The sequence below is a fragment of the Methanosarcina sp. genome, assembly GCF_035390745.1.
Taxonomy (GTDB): domain Archaea; phylum Halobacteriota; class Methanosarcinia; order Methanosarcinales; family Methanosarcinaceae; genus Methanosarcina.
Genome location: NZ_DAOOUJ010000003.1, coordinates 1 through 18,017, shown reverse-complemented (window position 1 = coordinate 18,017; position 18,017 = coordinate 1). Strand labels below are relative to the sequence as shown.

Here is an 18,017-nt window from a genome sequence, read left to right as displayed (position 1 = left end):
AGCAAACAGAGAGTAAGAATTTGACTTAATCAATGACTGAAAAAGAACAAGTTTAGATTGAAAACGGAATAATCAGGTACAGATCTTAAGAGTTAGGGAATCCAAAATGTTCAGTATAAACGTTAGTCCGCGCTTTGGAGATATTGATGGTCTAGGGCATGTAAATAACACAGTACTTCCGGTCTGGTTCGAAACGGGAAGAAACTCCATTTTCAGGCTTTTCTCCCCGGACCTTGATCTCAGCCCTGATGTGTGGCATCTCATCCTTGTCAGAACTGAGTTTGATTTTCTGAGCCAGATGTATTTCAGGTCCGATGTGGAAATCAGGACATATGTTACAAAGATCGGGAACAGTTCTTTTACTGTCGGGCACGAGGCATGGCAGGAAGGAGAACTCAAGGTCAAAGGTCAGGCAGTACTGGTTTACTACGACTTCAAGCTCCAGAAATCAATCCCCCTTCCGGACTCAATCCGTGAGATTTTAAAAACACATATGTTTCCTTCAATGGACGCGTCCTCATCGGAAGCGGAAACTGATACGGAATCTCCCTGCTCAATTTGAATATATTTCAGGAACACCTTTGACTGGCATGGATGTAAAAACCCCAAACATAAGCCAGAGGTTTCTGAGAGTACAGTCCAGAAGGAGAGGCTGAAACTATGGATCTTATCGAAGATTCTCTGGGAAAATACTTTGAAAAACAGGTAGCTGTAGACCCTGACCACGAGTTTATGGTTTATCCAGACCGTAACCTGCGCTTTACATATGGTCAGTTCAATGAAAGAGTTAACAACCTTGCAAAAGGGCTGCTCGCAATCGGGATAAAGAAGGGAGACCATGTAGGGATCTGGGCAAAAAACGTCCCTGACTGGCTTACTTTTATGTTTGCCACCTCAAAAATAGGGGCAGTCCTGGTTACGGTAAATACTGCATACAAGAGCCATGAAGTAGAGTATGTGCTCAAACAATCGGATATGAAAGCCCTGGCTCTTATCGACAGTTTCAGGGATGTTGATTATCTTGAAATTATCAATGAGCTGGTCCCGGAGCTGAAAAGCTCGGAGAGAGGGCGACTGAAAAGCAAGAATTTCCCCTTCCTTAAAAGCGTAATTTATGTCGGGCAGGAAAAGCACAGGGGGATGTACAATACAGCAGAGCTGATGCTCCTTGGCAGCCACTACCCTGATGACGAGCTTAATGAGATTCTGGCAGGCGTTACCGGAGATGATGTGGTCAATATGCAGTACACCTCAGGAACCACCGGTTTTCCCAAGGGGGTTATGCTGACCAGTAAAAATATCCTGAATAATGGATTGTCCATTGGAGACCGCCAGAAATTCACCCATAAAGACCGGCTCTGTCTGCCTGTGCCCCTTTTCCACTGCTTTGGGATAGTGCTCGGGGTTATGGCTGTCCTGACCCACAGGGCAACTCTTGTTATGCTTGAGGTTTTTGACCCTCTTCTGGTTCTTGCTGCGGTCCAGAAAGAGAAGTGCACTGCCCTTTACGGCGTGCCTACGATGTTCATTGCCGAGTACACCCATCCCATGTTTGATATGTTCGACCTCTCTTCTTTGAGGACAGGGATCATGGCCGGTTCCACCTGCCCTGTGGAAGCCATGAAAAAGGTCGTAAAAGACATGCACTGCTATCAGATTACCAGCGTCTACGGGCTTACGGAAGCTTCTCCTGGGATGACCCAGACCACTGTGGATGACCCGGTAGAACTCAGGGTAGAGACTGTGGGCAAGTGCTTCCCTGGCGTTGAAGTCAGAGTGGTTGACCCGGCTACCAACGAGCCAGTACCTCCGAATACTGTAGGAGAGATCTGCTGCCGCGGGTACAATATTATGAAGGGCTACTACAATATGCCGGAAGAAACGAAAAAAGTGATTGACGAAGAAGGCTGGCTGCATAGCGGAGACCTTGGGACCTGCGATGAAAACGGATACTACAGGATAACAGGCAGAATAAAAGACATGATTATCCGGGGAGGGGAAAATATATACCCGCGGGAAATTGAAGAATTCCTGATCGCTATGCCCGGAGTCAGAGACGCCCAGGTTGTCGGCATACCTGATAAGAAATACGGGGAAATCGTAGGGGCATTTGTTATTCTCAAAAAGGGTGCGGACCTTACGGAAGAAGACATTAGAGACTATGCAATAAGCAAAATTGCCCGGTACAAGGTTCCGAAACATATCTTCCTGGTAAATGAGTTCCCTCTGACAGCAAGCGGAAAGATCCAGAAATACAAGCTCAGAGAACTGGCTGTAGAACTGCTGAAGGATAAAGAAACCAATGACGGTTGAAACAAATAAAGATTAAAATTTCAGTGATTATTCAAGCTATCAATTTTCGGATTGATAGCCTTTTTCTTTTCTTGAAATTTTCAAGCAGCTTAAAAAAGCAAAAGTTAGCTATAATTTATAGATCAAACATAATTTTCAAGCGGTTATAAAATAATGCTTAAACCAAATCTAAATGAGAAAACAAAATTAATAAAACATTGAATATTTAACGGAATTTATTATATATAGAATTTCAGCATTAGAAGGAGTAATTGTAAGAGAAACTAATTAAGCATGTTTGTATAAGAATATTTGGGGAAATATTCATCAATAGGGGTTTCATCGGATTGAGAGCTCAAGGGATTACGGGCTCTCAATCAATCACACAAATTAAACACGAATAATTTCTCTTACAATTGTGTAAAGAATATGTGGGAGTATTCTTTAAAGGGGGTTTCATTAGATTGAGAGCTCAGGGATCATTTTGGGCTCTCAATCAATCACCAATTCTGAGAATTCGATCTCTTTGGCATGAAAGTACTTCCCAATACTTTCATTCTTTGACCATCTTTAATTCTTTGGGCATGTTATTCGAAGAATATCATGCGCGTTTTTAATCTCTTTTTAAATAATGAGTTTAATATCTGGAATAGATAGCAAGTAACAGAGAAAGCTATTAAAGATAACTATTTAAAGAATCTCAGTTATAGAGTTTCCCCGATATAGAATTTCCCCTGAATGCCGATGTTGAACCTGATAAATCTTTTGAGCAATTACCTTACGATTTTATGATATATAAGCTCTTTGATACTCTTGCAATGATAGAAATTATTCACTATTATATAAAGATATTTGTACTGTAATTGGTTTGGCATCCATCTAGAAATAGGACTGTACTGCATATCCCAAAAAGTACGGGCTGCAAAACCTGTACTTCTGTGAAACAGGAATATCTACAGCAAATAATGAGTATAATTAGAATTAGAAAATAGAGTGTATAATTGAAGCGAGTATAATTAGAATTAGAAAATAGAGTATATAATTAGAAGCCGGAGCTTAATAGAAAGCCAGAGCTTAACAAAATAAAAATTCAGAGACATCTCATTTAAACTATTTGTATTTTAAATGTTACCTTTTAAGGTTCAATTTTAAAAGCTTACTCTTCAGATTGTCTTTAAACAGTCTTCTGTATTGACCATTTATTTAATAATATATATTTTTAATACCTGCACTGGGTGATGTATTAAATAAAATACTGATCTTAAAATTTGAGGGGACTTATTAACAATCTAACTGTTAGCTGACTTTTGTTTCATACTTATTCTAAGGAACTAGATTTCTGTTAAATATATAATTTTCTTAGACATTATTTCAGATAACTGTGGGAAATCTTCTAAATTCAACAATTATATTCTCGGGGGTAGGTTATGAGAATATTTCAAAAAATATTTACAGAAATTCTGGTGCTGGGGCTATTATTCTGCGGGACTGCAAATGCAGCCCCTGCTGTAATAGGAGACATCTCCCCCTCGAATTCGACTGTTGTTATAGGGACGGTAGGTCAAACTCAAGCGTTCACCATTCCTTTAAACGAATCAACAAGTGTTACGTGGACCGAGAATGGCAAATCCACAACACTGGCAACTGGTGAAGGCAATGTTGCAACTCTCAATCATGTTTTTCAGTTGGGTTCATACCAGGTGACTGCTTCCATAGAGGGTGCAGGGCAAATAGCAGCCTGGAATGTGGAAGGAAACCCGGATTATCTCAATTTGGAGATACTCTCTCCAGGACTGAATTTTGCTGCAGTCCAGGGAACACCTGAATTACTGAATGTCCGGATCACGAATAGCTCAGGAAGGCCGGTCCAGAGTTCTGGCTTTAAATATATCATAGCTAACTTCAGCAATGGAGACCCCGAACTCCAGTTATTTGATGACGGGACGAACAAGGATACTGTAGCAGGTGACGGAATATTCTCAAACCAGTGGCTTCCTGTCAATACCAGCACAGGAAAATCTCCTACTTTCTGTATACTCCGGGTTTCTGCAGATCATGAGAGGCTGGGTTTTGCTGAACAGATTATAAGCGGAACTATTTCCAGGAAACCCACACCTCCAGATCTGGTAATGGAGGGCATTTCATGGGATCCTGCAAGCCCTTATGAGAATGACAGCATAACCTTCAGGGTTACATTTGCAAACAGGGGTTCAGGAGCTTCTGGAGCCTTTACGGCGAAATGCTACATTAATGGTAGAGAGCTGTACTCTTATTCCCTTCAGGGGCTTGAAGCTGGTTCCAACACTTCAGTCACATTTAACTGGGTCCCAGCAGCCTCCGGAAATCTGGATATAAAGGCAGTTGTAGATACGGAAAATCAGGTATCTGAATCCGATGAAGGGAATAATGAAAAAACAGAGTCACTTAGTGTAAAGAGTTCTGTATCTTCTACCACTTCAGACACTTCCACTTCAGGCGGAAGCGGACGCAAATCTTCTTCCGGCGGCAGTGGAGGCGGAGCTGGTGTTTCTCCTGAGCCTGCAAGCAATATAAGAATAAAGGAGCTTTCACAGCAGTATATCACCAACGGTAAACATGTTAAGTTCACCTTCCCGAAAAACGTAACCTGCGTAAATTTTGTGGAGTTTGACTCCAAACGCACCGCAGGAAAAACCACAACCATCGTTGAGATGCTGAAGAACAAATCCGCACGTGTACCCGAGCTTCCTTCAGGCAGGGTTTACGAAAATATGAATATATGGGTTGGAAATAAAGGGACTGCAAACCCTGAAAACATTGAAAACGCTGTTGTGGGTTTCAGAGTTGAAAGGAACTGGATTGATTCAAATGATGTGGATTCGGCTCAGATAAGGCTCTGGAGGTTCACCAGCAGAGAATGGGAAGAACTCTCCATTCGCCAGTCAGGTGAAGATGACAAATATATTTATTTTGAAGCTCAAACTCAGGGTTTCTCATCCTTTGCCATAACTGCCCTTCCCGAAGAAACTGTAGAAAATGCCTCAGAGTCTTCGATATTGCCCTCAATTAGTGGCTCGGATGTAATGGAAGCGTTATTTGGAGGATTGAATGGTAAACAAAACTCAGATTCCCTGAAAACTTCAACAATGGCTGTGAATGAAAGCAGTTCTGATATGGAAAACTCTTCAACCGCCAGGGGGGCCGGAGAACGAATAACAGGTAGAGGAGTTATAAGAGCACTGGCAGTGATAGCACTGCTTTCAGTAACAGGTTTTCTGGGATCTCTGATATTAAGAAAGCAGAACTGAAAAACTTTCATTTCTGTTTTCTTCTCTTTTCATTTCTTTTCTTCTGTCCTTTTCAGGAGTTACATAATTCCAGTAATCAGCACTCCGATTCCCATAAGAGCCACAAATCCGACTGCTGCCACATCTGTCCTGTTCCAGGAAAGCCTGTGCTTTTCTGCACTCTGACGGCTTCTGTAACCCCTCATGTCCATTGTCAGGCCAAGCACCTGAGTCCTTCCAAGGGAATTTGCTACAAGGGGCACGAGGATCGGCTTTACGCTTCTTATCTTTCCGCGTATTCCCTTACCAGGGTTGTATCCTCGGGCAAGCTGGGCTTCGTGAATGCGCTGGCCTTCTACCTGCAGGCTCGGGATAAAGCGGAGAGCAATTACGAACATGAGCACATAATCCACAGGAATGTGTATCTCCAGGAGAGCTTTCATGAGGTCGCTCGGCTTTGTTGTAACCACAAGGAGCTGGAAAGAAAAGAGCATTGCAAAGAAACGCATGGAAAGTACAGTCCCGAAGTCAAGGGCTCCGGTTGTGATCGGGACCAGACCTGCGGCAGTAAGAGTGCCGGCTGGAATCAGGTATCCTATAGTTTCGCCGCTTTTAAGAGTGAATATCGTGAGCAGAATAAGAGTCAGACTTAAAAACACAAGGAGTTTGAGCTGCCTCAAAAGTTCCTGATGGAGCCCGGCTTTCAGGGAAGCCAGAAAAATCCCAAGGACAAGAAGACCAAGGACTGCAGAGTCCGTGGTAAAGACACTCAGGAGTATTATCCCTGTAACGGCAGCAATTTTCGAAAGCGGATTCATTCTGTGTAAAAAGCTGTCCCTGTTAATGTATTGCATAATTTCTTTCATACTGCTACTCCACCTTCGGCACATTTTCCTTCAGAGCGTTCGATTTCTTTATTTAAAGAGCCGGGAATCTCATTTGCCGAATCTTCCACAATTTTCCCGGAAACCATACGAATGACTCTTTCAGCATGGTTTTTTACTATCTGCATGTTGTGAGTTACCATTACTATGGTGTGCCCTTCCTGCTGGAGCCTTTTCATAAGCTTCATCATCCTGTCAGACTCTTCTGCATCCAGGCCTGTTGTAGGCTCGTCAAGCACGATCAGTTCGGGCTGCATTGCAATTACGCAGGCAACAGCAAGTCTCTGCCTCTCTCCGCGGCTCAGGTGGCGTGGGAATACCTTCTCTTTGCCCTTCAGGTTCACCAGTTCAAGGGAGCGAGCAATTGCTTCAGCCGCCTGAGAGCCGCTTATTCCTGTATTGGTTAGCCCGAAAGATATCTCGGCTTCAACAGTGTCTTCAAAAAGCATGTTATCAGGATTCTGGAAGACCAGACCAGTATGCTTTACAAGCTCATTAATGGGAACTCGGGAAGTATCGAGCCCTTTAACGGCCACGTTACCGGAATAAGGACGCAGGAGGCCGTTGAAGTGTTTGACAAGTGTGGTCTTGCCCGAGCCGTTTTCTCCAAGAATCGCAACGAGCTCTCCTGAGTAGATCTCAAGGTCAAGGTTATCAAGAGCAGTGAAATCTCCGTAGCGCTGAGTTAGCTTTTTTACGGAAATAACAGGCTGCCCTTCTTTTTGAGGACGGGAATACTCTCTGCCGTTAGAGGAAAGATCAGAATCTTCAATAAAGGCTGCAAAATCCGAAGGGCTTTTTAAGGCTTTTATTTCCCCTTTTTCAAGGAGAACAACCCTGTCCCCTATTTCAAGGAAATCCTCTACATTGTGATCCACTATTATGATCGTCTTTCCGGCTTCTTTGAGCCTCTTCAGGACAGAAAATACCTTTCTTACAGCCTGTGTGTCCAGTTCGGCAGTAGCTTCGTCAAGGATCAGGACTTCCGTATCCAGGGCAAGGGTTGCAGCAAGGGCGACTTTCTGCTTCTGCCCTCCGGACAGCGTGTGAGGAGCCCTGTGCTTAAGGTGGCTGATTTCACAGAGTTCCATTACCTCATTTAACCTGCGCTGAATCTCATTTTCCGGATGCCCGCGGTTTTCGAGCCCTGAAAGGATCTCCTCTTCAACGGTTGTAAAGATCAGCTGGGATTCAGCATCATCAAAAACCATCCCTGTATGCCGGCTTAATTCTTTCATGCCGTCAAAGCTCTTTATATCCCTGTTTTTGAAGCTGATGCTTCCTTCAATTTTGCCTCCCAGCTCATGGTGAAGGATGCCTGCCATTGCAAGAGCAAGAGTGGTTTTTCCGGCTGCACTGTGCCCTGTAACAAGGAGCAGTTCACCTTTTTGGACTTCCAGATTTATATTTTTTAAGGCCGGGGTATCTGCCGTCCCATAGGTATACGAGAAGTTCCTGAGTTCAATCATGATTTATGCTTTCCCCCGGGCAAGTACCTTTGAAGCAGGGACATAGAGGATCTGGGCAATGATTGAGTTTGCAATTGCGGTCAGCCCAACAATAGGAATAATGGCTACTACAAACGCTCCCATAGTGTCATATTTGGTCAGGATTGCAGGAGCGACCATTATCATTGCAACAGCTACGAAACTTATCCCGCTGGCAAGGGTTCCGAGAAGGGTTGAAATAGCTGGGGCGATTGAAAGCCTTCCCATGAGAGTTTTGTATATGACCAGACAGGTTACTGCACCAATCGGCTCACTGATAAGGTTTGCAGGTGGAAAAATAGAATGACTTAAGAGGGCACAGACTATTCCCGCTACAACTCCTATACCTATTACTTCGGTGAATGCTGGTATAACAAGGATTATGGCAAGGCAGTAAAAAGCTATTACGAGATTTGAGACAATTGGTCCCGGGATTACAAGGGATAAATATCGAACTATCGCACCGACTGCGAGTAAAATTCCAACAACAGCAATATCCTGAGATTTCATTAAAACCATCTACCTATTTTTGATATCAGGAGAACTTCTCCGAATTCATAAGTATCACAGATCAGTTGAATATCATAAATCAGTTAAATACTGCAATCGATTAAATTGCTCAGACGAAATGTTAGATGTAATAGATCATTATCCACTATAGTACAGTAGAGCATAATAATGTACATTAGTATATGTACTTTACGCTTTATAGCCTGTTTTTGTGCTTTTTTCAAGATGGAAAAATCCTGATAGGAAAACTGATCATTAGACAGGACATAAGATTAACAATGATTATTTTCCGGGGTGTTACATGTCTCCTGTAGAAGAACGTGAACTGGCTGAAGTCAGGATGATTGAAGAGGGGTTAAGAAGTGCCTATGAGGGAGATTCTGAAAGAGTAATAGAGGCTCTTAAATGCCTCAGGGATTTTGCAGTCCATCTGGTACATATGGACATCACTGCAGAACACGAGCTTGATGCAAAAGCTCTCATAATTGCTATGGGAGACATAGGCAGGGAGACTGCGGATAAAAGAATGGAGGCAGCATCAATAGCTTCTGTTCACGCTCTTGGGGAAGTCGCTGTTGAGGCTGTGCACCAGAAAAGGGAATCACTTGCATTAAAAGCGCTGTCTGTTCTCGGAAACCTTGCACTGGAGTTAGGAGGAAATAACATGGATGCTGCGGCAAAAAGTGCAGCAGAATCTCTGGGAAGTGTCGGGAAGGTTTCTTCAAGGAAAAAAATGGAAGTTCTGACGGGTCTTTCAGAGGTGTATCTCATGCAGCTGTCCATGAAGGCGATGGAAGAAAACCTCTCAGAAACCTGGAATATAGCCTTAACTTTCCTCGGAGATATAGGGTCTTCTTCAGCTGAACAGGAAATAGAGAGCGGAGCGGTCGGGGCTGCAATCCTCCTTGAGGAACTGGGTACTGTTGCTGCAAGGAAGAGAGATGAAACTCATGTAAAATCTGTCATTAAAGCACTTGGGAAATTGGGAGGGGAACTCTCTTTGATAGGCTCTCAAAATGCACTTGTCCAGACCGTCTGGTCTCTGGAGACTCTCAGGATACTTGCACTGGAATATAAGATGGAAAGTTCCGGAGCTGAAGGAAAACTGGAACTGGAACTTCTGAGTACAGCAGGAATCCTTGATGAAGAACAGAACCTGGAAAAAATTCAGGAAATAAAAGAATTCCATAAGCGCATCCTTAGAAGAAGCTGACAGGTAAAAGATCTACATATTAGATATGTAAAAGATGAAAGGAAAAGAGAAGTGTAAAAATTCTGGAAAGAAGGATCTCAAATAAAAATAATTATAAAGAATTGTTGCAAATGAATGTTCAAAAACCTGTTTTTCACATTGCACAAAAACATATTAGAAAAGAGAATTGAATCTGGTGCTCCGGCCGGGATTCGAACCCGAGTCTTCGGCTCGAAAGGCCGGAATGATTGGCCGGACTACACTACCGGAGCACGTTGCATCTCACAGCGAGACCAACAATATACCTTGTAATATATAAATCTGTCCCTTCTCTGCTATCTTCTGGTACAGTTTACCGGCCAAAAGAAGCTCACATGTCTGATTTTTCATAGAGTTTATTCAGATACATGCAATGTAGGGGGGAACTGACTGAAAAATATTTAGTTAAAAACCCCGTACATGGTTCAGAAACCTTCAAAAGCGCGGTAACATCAGGAGTAACAAACCGAAAATAGCTAACAAAGACAAAAATAACGATCAAATGAAGCAAAATGAAGCAAAATAAAGTAAAATAAAGTAAAATGAAACGCTTTCAGAGAATGTGATATAAAAACGATATTATAAAAATCAAGAAGACTGAAAAAATATGGTGCTCCGGCCGGGATTCGAACCCGAGTCTTCGGCTCGAAAGGCCGGAATGATTGGCCGGACTACACTACCGGAGCATTTTGGGTGTTTTTAAGGAATTTTTTCCCTTATTGAAGGGGGTTCTTCAATAAGGGTTTCTCGTATAAATAGTTATCGAGTGCAAAGAGATTCTGAGGACGTATTATTAAGATCTGTCCAGATCTTTTTAGACCTTTCAGGCCTTTTATAGATAATTGAAGTTCACACATCATCAAATTTTGTGGTTATGTTAATTTCTATTTCAAATATCTTCTTTGAATTCCTCATCTTCAGCTTCGATATCCATATTTTCTTCGGCTTCTCCGGAGTTCTCAGCTTCTTCCACCATAAGGTTTCCGATCCATTCACTGAGCCTTCCACAGTACTCGGGCTCACAGTCACCGGTACAGCCGGTGCAGGCTGAAAACATATCCCTGGATAGCAGAAGGTCGTATTTTTCTTTAACCTCCTCTTTTGCTTTCAGGAGGTACGTCCTTGCTCCGTTTGAGACTCCCACTTCACGGATAATAAGGTCTTTGTCCAGAAGCTTTTTAATGATTCTGGAGCACTTCCTGCTGTCGATATCCAGCTCTTTCCAGATAACGTTCTGGAAGACGCCGTCTTTATGTCTTCTTATTATATTGTATGCTTCTTCTTCAAGATCCATGCCTGTTTCCACACTAACAAGGTTCCTTCTTCAGACGTTTCAGTCTTCGACAGGAGTGATCAGTATGATGTTATTGCCCCGAAGCACTACAGAACCAAGGGAGCGGACTTTTTCCCCTTTTACAATCTCCATCGTGTCAACAAGATGAAGATTCATGTAGTCGTCCACACTCTTCAGAGTGCCTTCAAGCAAATTAAGGTCGCCTTTCATTTCTACCTGGATCCTTGATCCAACGATTTTCTGAACTTTTTTATTTGGGAACAAATTTAAACCCTCGCTGATTTGTTCTGTATTTTCGGTTTCCCGCACTCCCGGGTTCTGCTTCTCTTATTCCTAAGCCGGACAGGGCAAATTGTGTCAGGGCAATCTATACGCATTTACAATAAGCCTGCTGCCTTTATCAGCTGCTTCCTATCAGCAGCTGAAAAAACATTCCGAACTATCACTCCACCGGCTCTTAAGAAAACTGAAATTACATATCCTTTTCAGAGATATATAACCATCGATGTCCGGAAGTATCAGGAGAGCATTATAAGCCTCTCAAATCTTAAATCTAATAAAACAGGTTAAAACATAATCAAACCTGTACCGGAAAGAAAGTAAGTTAAAATAGGAAAAGACTGAAGCCCTATTTAGAGTCAGTCCTTTAAGACCCCATTCAAACTTAACACTCATAAACTCATACTTTCCTTCAGGATTTTCTACAGCATTAACATGAGTATCTCAACAGGAATTTGAAATCAGATACAACCCTGGATATCAGATATAACCCTGAATATTGGTGCTTTCATCAACAGATTTTACGGGCTCTTTTTTGGAGACTCTCGGGATCGCTCTTGCAATAGGCCCGAAAACGGATTCATACTCATTTATATGCTGGGTCAGCCAGCGGTTCAGTTCAAGAGCTGCAACAGGAGAGAGTATGACTTCAGCCTCAACGCGCCTTTCTATAACCCTGGACTCTGAAGAATCCCCGAACATTTTTGGTGTGTCGTTGTAAAAACCTATCCTGAAATCATAAGGGCTGTGCCCTCCTGCAGCTCCTATTGCGTATATCTGCCGGAAATCTTCAGGTTTTATAAACTCGATTGTGATACTCTTTTTGACTTTTTTAGAAGCAACATTTTCTTCATTTTCCCTGGATTCAACATCTTCGGTCATAAAAATCACCTGTGTGCTTTACTCTTGTGAGAACTCCGGTTTTCGGGCTCTGATTAATTCCTGTATTATGCTGGAAGGTTATTCTTTACAAGCTATTTTTCACGGTACAAACAGGAATATTTACTTCATCACATATAAATCACTGGTCTGCAAAATCTGTTAAAAAATATTTCATCCCTGCACTTTCTTTTTAAGCTTCTTTGCATTTTCTGCAACATCCTTTTTCGAATGGACCCTTGCAATCAGCTCGACAGCGTCAAGGTTGCGCACTGCATTGTCCAGATACCCAAAAACATCTCCCTGATACGCTGAGATGCCGTACTTATCTTCAAGGGTCTTAATAATCTGGGAAGGGTCCAGTCCTTCCATACGCAGCCGGATTATCTTCTCTGAAAACTTCTGCTCTGCGCACCCGCAATAAGGAGAATCCCTGCATCCGCATGTTAAAAAGTCCGAGGCAAAGTTCAGCATGAGCTCCCTTATTTTTATATCAAGGTGAGACAGGGATTCTCCGTCAAAGACTATATCAAGGGCTGCTCCCTGAAAGACTCTGGCAGGCATATTCACATGAAGAGAGCTGCCGATCTGGTTTGCGTATTTGAAATATGCCGCATCGAAAAACTCCAGATTGGTTACAATTTTAATCGGGCTGTTTTCTTCAATTACAGCATCCCGAATAAGAAAAGCTTTGGAAACCGGAAGAAAATGGGCTGAAATTATTTTCCCAAACCTGGTAAGTGTCACTTTATTGCCCTTTTTCTCAAGGAACCTGTAGCTCTGAAGGCGGGAAACCAGCCTATCCATATCAAAGCTTCCAAACATAAGGGAATGTATGTTCCTCAAATCCTGGAACGAAGAGGTAACTGCAACTGAGGCGAGAACCTCTTCAAGCTGTTCAGCTTCCCCATATTCGACTCCTGCAGAGAGCATCTCACCCTGCAGTAACTTGATTGCGACTTCCTCTTCAGTATCGGACTGTGCACTTGAATAGGATTTCCCCGGCACCGGCATGAGCACGACAACGCCCCTGTCATGATAATCAGGTCTTCCTGCCCTTCCGCTCATCTGCAGGAAATCCTGGACAGAAATCCAGTCTATGCCCATTGCAAGGGATTCGAAAATAACCTGAGAAGCCGGAAAATCCACACCAGCCGCAAGGGCGGCAGTGGTCACGATTACCGGAAGTTCCCCTTTTGCAAAAAGTGTTTCCACCTTTTTCCGTTCATACTGCGAAAGCCCTGCATGGTAAGGAGATGCCCGGATTGAAAGGGCTCCTGCTAGTTTATGGCAGTTTCGCCTTGAATTTGTAAAGACTATAGTCTGCCCTCTGTGATTCTTTGAAGAGAACATCGAATATTCTTCTTTTGCAAGCTGGGAAATCAGTTTTGCCTTTTCGCTTTCCTGGCAGAAAAGGAGATGCCGATCTATGGGTACAGGCCTGTGCTCATAGCGGACAAGCCTGGCTCCTAGTTTTTTTGCATATCCTTCAGGGTTTGCAACGGTTGCCGAGAGATATATAAACTGGGCTTCAGGAGCCACATAACGAAGCCTTCCTATAAGCCCGTCGAGCCTGTGCCCCCTTTCCTGGTCTTCAAGCGTGTGGACCTCATCTATAACAACAGTCCCTATTTTGCCGAGAAAATCAGCATTTCCTGAGCGCAGCATATGGTCTACGCCTTCATATGTTCCCACAATAATATCGGCATTCGGGCTTGTATGCATTTTCACTCGCTGAGAGGTTTTTATGAGAATTGCGCCGATTTTGATGGAAGTTGTAAGTCCGAGCTTTGAATACCGTTCCGTGAACTGGTCGTACTTCTGGTTTGCGAGAGCTACAAGAGGAACCAGGTAAAGCATTTTCCCTTTTTTATCCAGCAGGTTCTGAATGCCTGCCATTTCCCCGATTAGAGTTTTTCCGGTTGCAGTTGCAGAAACCACAAACTGGTTTTTCCCTTCCAGAAGCCCGGCTTCTACAGAAAGTGCCTGCACCGGAAGCAGGGTTTCGGATTTCTCGAGAAGCATTTCTTTAAACTTTTTCGCAAGTGGAAGATTTTTTACCCTCACCTTGGCTTCGGAGGGGGTTGTCCTGATAGTATCATAACGTGTAAATTCAGGGTCAAGCCTTTCAGGGCTCAGCATACGGATAGTCCTGTCAAGGTCTCTTGTTTTATGGAGAACCTGCTCAAGAAAATCCACGGATTTTTCTCCGTACTGTGTGCCTGCAGAACGGACTGCGCGGAGCAGTTCTTCTTTTGCACAATCTTCACAGATAAGTTCATCATGATACTTGATTGACTTGCTGTTTACAAAATTGAAACGCTTATTGATCCGGCAGTGGTTGCATATCTTTACTCTATCTGCACTTAGCTGAAATCCTTTAAGCATTTCAAGGAAGGCCTCTTCATTTGCAGGGTCGCCTCCTTCTGCCAGCATGATCCTGTTTGCACTTCGCAAAAGCTCTATGAACTGCTGGGGAGGAATGAATTCCTCATTCTTTTTGCCGGTAAGAAGCCTGATTTTGTGAGGGCGCGGACCTTTATAAATCTCTTTTATATGGAGCTCGGCCACGGAAAGCGGCTGCTTCATCCGGTCTTTTATTGTCATTACTATAACTTTTGATTTTTCGGCGTAACCGAGGACCCACAGTGTCATTGTTTATCCTGATATGTGAATGGTATAAGTAAGCTTCCTTTCGAAATTCAAAAATAATGTTTCTCTGCCGACATGACGCCTGCATATTCGCGCCCAGCTGTGTAACAGCACCTGAAAAATTAGAGCTGTGAATATTTAATGAGGAAATATGCAACGGTTTTCAGTAATTCTTCCAAAAAATGCTTTTCAGAACATTCCACCTGAATTTCCCTTTAATGTCAGGTTGAAAAGAAGGTTTAACTGGATAAAGAGATGCAACTAAATAATCCAGCCAGGCAGTAAGCAGAGTGAGAAAGTTTTCAAATATATTAAAGGCAGGCCCCTTCCCTTGCAAATCTGCACGTGCAGTTCCGAGTCTCTGGAATCTTTTCAATCGCATCCGAGAGGATTTCGAATATCGAGTCCTGGGATTTTCCGACAACTTCCGTAACTTCATCTGCGGTTAATTTCTGTGTGGTCATCCCGCATGCCTGGTTTGTGACGATGGCAAGGGAAGCGTAACAGAGGCCGAGTTCTTTTGCAAGGACTACTTCCGGGACTCCAGTCATACCGACAACATCTGCAAACTGGCTCATCATGCGGATTTCAGCTCTGGTCTCAAAACGAGGGCCTTCCGTGCAGGCATAAACCCCTTCAGTATAAGAAAGACCCTGTTTTCCCAGTCCAAACCTGAGGGCTGCCTTTATTTCAGGGCAGTAAGGTTCAGCGACATCAACATGTATGGTTTTATCGTCGTAAAAAGTTGAACGTCTGCTGCGGGTGAAATCTATAAAATCGTCAAGAACGACAAAACTGCCAACCGGATGACCCCGCATTGATCCCACTGAGTTTGTGGATATTACACGTTTTACTCCAAGGGAATGTACTGCCCAGATATTTGCCCTGTAGTTGACCCTATGCGGTGGAATATGGATTTCTTCAGCATGCCTGGGAATTATTGCAGTGTTTCTTCCTTTTATACTGGTAATATACGCAGTAACACCCCCATAGGGAGTCTTTACCGAAAGACTTTCACAGTCCCTGTAAGAGCTGAAACCCACGCCCCCAAGCACCGCAATTTCTGCAATCTCATCTGCCTTCTCCATTTTTGAATCTCCTTTTCCGCGTTAATAATCAAAACCTATTATTCCAAATGATTGGATTCGACTTTTATGCGCTTTTTTTGTTTCTTCTGCCCCTCAATCTCTTTTCGTTTTCTGGATTCTGGTTTGAGAGGGAATACTTTATCCCTGCAAGGGCGATCAGGATTGCAATCGCAATCGAATATACGAAGTACTGCAGTGCAAGAGTTGGATCGCTTAATACCCCCTCAGATAAGGAAGCTGCTGCCAGGATGTATGTGCTTGCTCCCCAGAAGAGTAGACCGGTTGCGATCACAAAGAGGGATATTGAAATATTTCTGTATATGGGTCTGCCATCCGTTTTTAAATCGAAAATCTTTCCCATGTCCGCAAGCAGCAGAGCTGCTGCATACCACCAGACAGAAACATTGACGAAAACGGAGATAAGAGTAAGGGTACCGTGGTACCAGACCCCTTCCGCAGAATAGAGCTTCCATACTTCCATAGCTCCGTATACCGTGGCTACAAGACTTACAAGCAGTGCAGCAGTGTAGCTGATGAAAACCATTCTCTGCTCAAGGAAAGCATCCCAGAGCTTTTCTTTTTCAAGGGCAACAATATCATCAAGCCCGAAGCCCCTGTAAAGCATGTAAAGTCCTACAGCCGCAAGAATTCCAACAACAGCCCCTTCGGGATAGCGGGCAAGCAGGAAAATGGCGTAGATGAGAAAAGCAAGGCCAAGAGGAACGAAAAAAGTCTGAGAGATTTTGGGGTCGCTGAAAGCGTGTTTCAGGATGTAGTATGTGCTTTCCAGGTTTTCGCTCTGCATAACCACAATTCTTTTTACGGAATCGATTTTCATTCTGGACTGCACTATGGGAACAAGAGTTTCGTCCTCTGCCCCATCCGAGACAAAGACTGCACGCTGCACGTCGTTCATCCGGAGATAGAGTTCGAGCTGTTCAGCAATCTTCTGGTCAGAAATTACTCCAACATTCTTGTCCCCGGCAAAAGAGACTATCTCCGCGTCAACTCCCTTCGCCCGAAGCTCGTCAAGGATCCGGATTCCTCCGAAGATAGTATTTGTGTCTGAATCTTCAGGGTCGGCAATACCCAGTGCAACTGCTGCCTGGACATTTGCCTCCCTCCCTACAATAGGAGTTCCCATTTTTGCTTTTTCGCCGAGATCATTATCCCTGTCTATGCATATAACTAAGGTCTGCATGTCTCCTCAATCATTTTTATGAAAGTATCCTGTCCCGGGGAGCTAATTTCTGCTGGAGATGATACAATTCTGTTTTTACATTTCCTTGCCGGAGTTCTTGAAAAACTCTATTAATTAGTTAAGCTGCCTTACTCTTTACAAGCATACTATTTTAATTTATACATTATAAGCCTGTACCGTAATGAGATTTATCTCTAAATTAGTTTTCTCCACGACTGGTTTTACAGTGCTGGTTTGAAACACGCTGAAAATGCAAAATCAGTCATAAATGTTAACCATATATGTATAAAATTGTTTTGGGTGTGAAGATTGAGCTCGCTTGAGAATTTCCAGTTATAATTTCATAAGCATGCTCATATAAAATCGATTAAAACTTCAAAAAAGAGATCTTGTAACAGGAATTGAAACTTCAATGGGTATTTATAATAAGGATAGAAATTAAATAAGCATTAAAAGACAGATTTCTATGGGAGAAATCTATGGTCTTATCAAATATACAGGGGGATTTATATGGCAAAAGCAGTTGAGACTGTAACAAAAGAAACAGAAACAGGTAAAAAAGGTTTCGGCATTCAGGAAAAAATTAGAAATCTTGGGAGTGATGTTGACAGCCTTGCGAAAAAGACAGGAGACGAAGCCTCAAAACTTGCAAAAAAGATTAACGAGGAAATAAAGTCGCTTGCCGGGGAAATAAAATCAATAGATGTAAAGGACGAGGTAAAAAGCATCACGGGCAGGGTCGAAAAACTGGTTGATGCAACAGGAGACAATGCAAAAAAGCTTGCTTCGGAAATCAAGGCAGACATTAAAAAACTGATGGATAAAATCTAAGGCTTTTTAAGGAAAAAACAAACAAAATAACGGATGAGGAGGCGAAGCCTTCTCTCTGTATCTTATCTAAATCTTATCTAAATCTTATCTAAATCTTATCTAAATCTTATCTAAATCTTATCT

Annotated in this window: 14 protein-coding genes and 2 tRNA genes; 5 read left to right on the top strand and 11 right to left on the bottom strand. The window is 42.9% G+C overall.

What is annotated here, in order from left to right; translation table 11 throughout:
* Nucleotides 1–106 precede the first annotated feature (106 nt).
* From PLL47_RS01525 to PLL47_RS01515, 3 genes are all read left to right on the top strand, one after another.
* A complete protein-coding gene (locus tag PLL47_RS01525; protein WP_324444054.1) occupies nucleotides 107–562 on the top strand; it encodes an acyl-CoA thioesterase in 456 nt (151 codons plus the stop codon).
* 98 nt (nucleotides 563–660) lie between these two features.
* Nucleotides 661–2,313 carry an AMP-binding protein gene (locus tag PLL47_RS01520; protein WP_324444052.1) on the top strand — a complete coding sequence of 551 codons (1,653 nt, stop codon included), beginning with the start codon at nucleotides 661–663 and terminating at the stop codon, nucleotides 2,311–2,313.
* Between the two features lie 1,406 nt (nucleotides 2,314–3,719).
* Entirely contained in the window at nucleotides 3,720–5,579 is a 1,860-nt protein-coding gene (locus tag PLL47_RS01515; RefSeq protein ID WP_324444049.1) for a PGF-pre-PGF domain-containing protein, read from the top strand.
* A gap of 59 nt (nucleotides 5,580–5,638) precedes the next feature.
* On the opposite strand, the gene PLL47_RS01510 is transcribed toward PLL47_RS01515, so the two are convergent.
* The 3 genes from PLL47_RS01510 to PLL47_RS01500 are packed head-to-tail and all read right to left on the bottom strand — an operon-like array spanning nucleotide 5,639 to nucleotide 8,439.
* Entirely contained in the window at nucleotides 5,639–6,424 is a 786-nt protein-coding gene (locus PLL47_RS01510; RefSeq protein WP_324444047.1) for an energy-coupling factor transporter transmembrane component T family protein, read from the bottom strand.
* Nucleotides 6,421–7,911: an ABC transporter ATP-binding protein gene (locus PLL47_RS01505; RefSeq protein ID WP_324444045.1), complete on the bottom strand. Its 1,491-nt coding sequence runs from the start codon at nucleotides 7,909–7,911 to the stop codon at nucleotides 6,421–6,423. The genes PLL47_RS01510 and PLL47_RS01505 overlap by 4 nt, the downstream gene beginning before the upstream one ends.
* Before the next feature lie 3 nt (nucleotides 7,912–7,914).
* Nucleotides 7,915–8,439 carry a tryptophan transporter gene (locus PLL47_RS01500; RefSeq protein WP_324444043.1) on the bottom strand — a complete coding sequence of 175 codons (525 nt, stop codon included), beginning with the start codon at nucleotides 8,437–8,439 and terminating at the stop codon, nucleotides 7,915–7,917.
* A gap of 301 nt (nucleotides 8,440–8,740) precedes the next feature.
* Here PLL47_RS01500 and PLL47_RS01495 point away from each other — a divergent pair, with 301 nt between their 5' ends.
* On the top strand, nucleotides 8,741–9,652 hold the full coding sequence (locus PLL47_RS01495; protein WP_324444041.1) for a hypothetical protein: 912 nt from the start codon (nucleotides 8,741–8,743) through the stop codon (nucleotides 9,650–9,652).
* Nucleotides 9,653–9,825: 173 nt separating this feature from the next.
* Here the strand turns inward: PLL47_RS01495 and PLL47_RS01490 are convergent.
* The 8 genes from PLL47_RS01490 to PLL47_RS01455 all read right to left on the bottom strand — a co-directional run bounded on the left by PLL47_RS01490 (nucleotide 9,826) and on the right by PLL47_RS01455 (nucleotide 17,063).
* Nucleotides 9,826–9,903: transfer RNA gene (locus PLL47_RS01490), tRNA-Glu, on the bottom strand.
* A 375-nt stretch (nucleotides 9,904–10,278) separates the two neighbouring features.
* Nucleotides 10,279–10,356 (bottom strand) — tRNA-Glu (locus PLL47_RS01485).
* A 203-nt stretch (nucleotides 10,357–10,559) separates the two neighbouring features.
* On the bottom strand, nucleotides 10,560–10,964 hold the full coding sequence (locus PLL47_RS01480; RefSeq protein ID WP_324444039.1) for a helix-turn-helix transcriptional regulator: 405 nt from the start codon (nucleotides 10,962–10,964) through the stop codon (nucleotides 10,560–10,562).
* Nucleotides 10,965–11,003: 39 nt separating this feature from the next.
* On the bottom strand, nucleotides 11,004–11,228 hold the full coding sequence (locus PLL47_RS01475; RefSeq protein WP_011034307.1) for an LSM domain-containing protein: 225 nt from the start codon (nucleotides 11,226–11,228) through the stop codon (nucleotides 11,004–11,006).
* Between the two features lie 495 nt (nucleotides 11,229–11,723).
* The gene (locus PLL47_RS01470; RefSeq protein ID WP_324444017.1) at nucleotides 11,724–12,125 is read right to left on the bottom strand and encodes a DUF3467 domain-containing protein; all 402 of its coding nucleotides are present in this window, start codon (nucleotides 12,123–12,125) and stop codon (nucleotides 11,724–11,726) included.
* A gap of 171 nt (nucleotides 12,126–12,296) precedes the next feature.
* Nucleotides 12,297–14,777, bottom strand: a complete 2,481-nt coding sequence (locus PLL47_RS01465) for a DUF5814 domain-containing protein (RefSeq protein WP_324444015.1) — start codon at nucleotides 14,775–14,777, stop codon at nucleotides 12,297–12,299.
* A gap of 308 nt (nucleotides 14,778–15,085) precedes the next feature.
* A complete protein-coding gene (gene mtnP, locus PLL47_RS01460) occupies nucleotides 15,086–15,862 on the bottom strand; it encodes an S-methyl-5'-thioadenosine phosphorylase (RefSeq protein ID WP_324444012.1) in 777 nt (258 codons plus the stop codon).
* 64 nt (nucleotides 15,863–15,926) lie between these two features.
* Entirely contained in the window at nucleotides 15,927–17,063 is a 1,137-nt protein-coding gene (locus tag PLL47_RS01455; RefSeq protein WP_324444010.1) for a DUF373 family protein, read from the bottom strand.
* A gap of 510 nt (nucleotides 17,064–17,573) precedes the next feature.
* Between PLL47_RS01455 and PLL47_RS01450 the strand changes: the two genes are divergently transcribed.
* Nucleotides 17,574–17,894, top strand: a complete 321-nt coding sequence (locus PLL47_RS01450; RefSeq protein WP_324444008.1) for a hypothetical protein — start codon at nucleotides 17,574–17,576, stop codon at nucleotides 17,892–17,894.
* The last annotated feature ends 123 nt before the right edge of the window (nucleotides 17,895–18,017 follow it).